This is a genomic window from Acinetobacter sp. YH16052, assembly GCF_013417155.1.
In the GTDB taxonomy this organism is placed as follows: domain Bacteria; phylum Pseudomonadota; class Gammaproteobacteria; order Pseudomonadales; family Moraxellaceae; genus Acinetobacter.
Window position 1 is genome coordinate 1 of sequence record NZ_VPEO01000092.1, and the last position, 2,571, is coordinate 2,571.

Genomic DNA, 2,571 nt, shown 5'->3' on the forward strand with positions numbered 1-2,571 from the left:
CAGCAGATTTAGTCATAACGGTTAATTTCGGAATATAGAAAACCACTCAAGCATAAGACCCTATGAATTGAAATTCAAGCGGGTAATATGCTATCGTGTTTTTCATGAAATGCGCACTTACGACTTGAATTTCATTCAAGTCATCGTTGCGTAAGGGGAATCCCCTTAACCCCAAAAAATTGCTACGCAATTTAAAAAGGCGAAAGAAAAAATGGCGATTTATCATTGCTCAACAAAAACAGTGAATCGAAGTTCGGGACGAACTGCGGTTGCATCGTCTGCCTACCGTTCAGGGGAAAAACTCAAAGATGAACGAACAGGACTAACCCACGACTTTACGAGAAAGGACGGTGTCGCCCATAGCGAAATTGTGTCTAACCTTGATATAGAAATAGACCGTAGCGAGTTGTGGAACTTGGCGGAACAGTCCGAAAACCGCAAAGATGCTCGAACCGCTAGAGAATGGGTGATTGCCTTACCTGATGAACTGGATGCAGATCAACGTAAGGACTTGGCAAAAGAGTTTGCCCAATCACTTGTTGATCGCTATGGCGTGATCGCAGATTTAGCCATTCACGAACCCAGCAAAAGCGGAAATGATAAAAACCATCACGCCCATATCATGCTGACCACCCGAAAAGCTGAATTAGACCCTGACAATAAACTCACTTTGACGACAAAAACCGATATTGAGTTAAGTAATGCCAAACGCAAAAGCCTAAATATGGGAACAACCCAAGACGACATCAAACAGATTCGGGAAACATGGGCGGATTTAGCCAATCACGCACTGGAGCGAGCAGGCTACCGAGAAAAAATAGACCACCGCAGCTATGCCGATCAGAACAATGGACTACAAGCCACCATTCATGAGGGGACTTCGGTCACTCAACTTCGTAGACAAGGTATAGACACCGAAATCAGCCGTTATAACGACCATGTGAAGCAACACAACGCCCAACACCTCAAACAACAGCAACAGCGCACAGACAGCGTTTTACAGCACGGTTTAAACCGTGCCGAGCAAGGCTTCGAGCAATGGCAGAAAAACCAAGAAGCTAAACGCCTAGAACAAGAACGCCAAGCCGAAATACAACGACAGCAAAAACTAGAGCAACAGCAAGCCGAGCGAGCCAACCGTAAAGCATCACAAGACTTAGATCAGGGCGGAATGTACCGATGAGCAACCAAAACGACCTAGATGACCAGCTCTATATTTTACTGGCATCTATGAAAGAGTATCGAGAAGCCATAGCAGACGATAACAAGCGATTAGAAGCGTTTTACAAGGAAGTGGCTAGCGGAGTACTCAATAAGACCGAAAAACACCTAAAAAACGCCAATCAGAAGCAAATAGACGCACTCAACAACAGTATTCGGGAATTAAACAATGCAACCAATCAACTTGACTGGCGATTCATGGCAATCTACGCCAGTGCTTTTGTTAGCTTGCTGATCGTTTTCTTTTTAGCATTATTTTTATATGTGCCGAGCATGGACGAAATCAAACAGCGTAGAGCAGACGTTGCATGGCTAGAACAAAAATACAGCCTAGATATTAAAAATTGCAATGGGAAGTCTTGCGTTCGCATCATGAAAAATGACTGTCACGGAGCGAATAAGGATTATTGTGTGATTGACCCAAAATAATGATTAGACAGTACTTTGCTCGGCTCTTGCCATCACCGAATCAATGACAGCAGTCGCAAAGTTGCCCGACTTTGAAACATGGCTAAAGCCATCTTTCAAAGCATCGAGCGATAGTCATCCAAAAATTTCGGAATGGCTATCCAACTGATGCAGTTCTAAAATATCGTCACCAACAAGCCTATAGATCAAGACTAAATCAGGCTTCACATGACAATCACGACAATTTTTAAACTCTGCACCACCTTTCAAGGGATGATCTAAATACTTTTCAGGCAAAGGATTATTTGCGACTAAACAATCTAATACTTCTGCCCATTCAGCCGTAACCAGTTCTAAATAACGTCTTTTAATATCACGTTTAAAAGAACTGGTTACGATAATCTTACGTTTAGCCATGTGCTTCTTCCGACATAGCTTTAATCGCTTCTTCTACCGTTTCGTACTCGGTGTACTCGCCATTTTCAATCTCTTTTAAAGATTGAAGTAACTTGGCTGCTGCTTTAGGAGTTAAAGCAGTTTCTCGCGCATAGTCAAAAGATAAAGGGATCGCCTTAGTTTTAACGATTTGATTCAAGAACAGTTTGAATGCTTGGGGCATAGTCAAACCGTAGTCTTCCAAAATAGGCGTGACTTGTTCTTTTAACTCTGCTTCTAAGCGCATATTGAAATTGACTGCGGACATGATTTCCTCACTCAAAAACCATTAAAGTAAAGATAATATAAGGCATATTCTTTACTTTTTCATTACTTTTGATGTAATAAATGGTTTCTAACAAATGAATTTCGTATAACCACCATTATGTTAAATGTATAACTTTATAAAGTGTTAATTTTAAAGTCTTCCAATGTTTTGCCTTTTTCTTCTAATAAATTATGAACAAACTCAGGCTCTAATTTCAGCATCAGTTCAATAGCATCATG

Annotated in this window: 4 protein-coding genes; 2 read left to right on the plus strand and 2 right to left on the minus strand. The window is 41.2% G+C overall.

From position 1 onward, the window contains the following. Positions 1-211: 211 nt before the first annotated feature. Complete coding sequence (gene mobQ, locus FTV42_RS16175; protein ID WP_136144369.1) at positions 212-1,183, plus strand: MobQ family relaxase; 972 nt, start codon at positions 212-214, stop codon at positions 1,181-1,183. Then, the gene (locus FTV42_RS16180; RefSeq protein ID WP_004870960.1) at positions 1,180-1,650 is read left to right on the plus strand and encodes a hypothetical protein; all 471 of its coding nucleotides are present in this window, start codon (positions 1,180-1,182) and stop codon (positions 1,648-1,650) included. The genes mobQ and FTV42_RS16180 overlap by 4 nt, the downstream gene beginning before the upstream one ends. 114 nt (positions 1,651-1,764) lie before the next feature. Here the strand turns inward: FTV42_RS16180 and FTV42_RS16185 are convergent, their stop codons facing one another. Together FTV42_RS16185 and FTV42_RS16190 are read right to left on the minus strand one after the other, a co-directional pair. Next, positions 1,765-2,046: a type II toxin-antitoxin system YafQ family toxin gene (locus FTV42_RS16185; protein ID WP_001129137.1), complete on the minus strand. Its 282-nt coding sequence runs from the start codon at positions 2,044-2,046 to the stop codon at positions 1,765-1,767. Beyond that, positions 2,039-2,332, minus strand: a complete 294-nt coding sequence (locus FTV42_RS16190) for a type II toxin-antitoxin system RelB/DinJ family antitoxin (RefSeq protein ID WP_001277151.1) — start codon at positions 2,330-2,332, stop codon at positions 2,039-2,041. The genes FTV42_RS16185 and FTV42_RS16190 overlap by 8 nt, the downstream gene beginning before the upstream one ends. Positions 2,333-2,571 lie beyond the last annotated feature (239 nt).

Bases quoted from the DNA above. Each gene is read 5' to 3' on its own strand.
- FTV42_RS16180 (WP_004870960.1), top strand. From the start codon at position 1,180: ATGAGCAACCAAAACGACCTAGATGACCAGCTCTATATTTTACTGGCA.
- mobQ (WP_136144369.1), top strand. From the start codon at position 212: ATGGCGATTTATCATTGCTCAACAAAAACAGTGAATCGAAGTTCGGGA.
- FTV42_RS16185 (WP_001129137.1), bottom strand. From the start codon at position 2,046: ATGGCTAAACGTAAGATTATCGTAACCAGTTCTTTTAAACGTGATATT.
- FTV42_RS16190 (WP_001277151.1), bottom strand. From the start codon at position 2,332: ATGTCCGCAGTCAATTTCAATATGCGCTTAGAAGCAGAGTTAAAAGAA.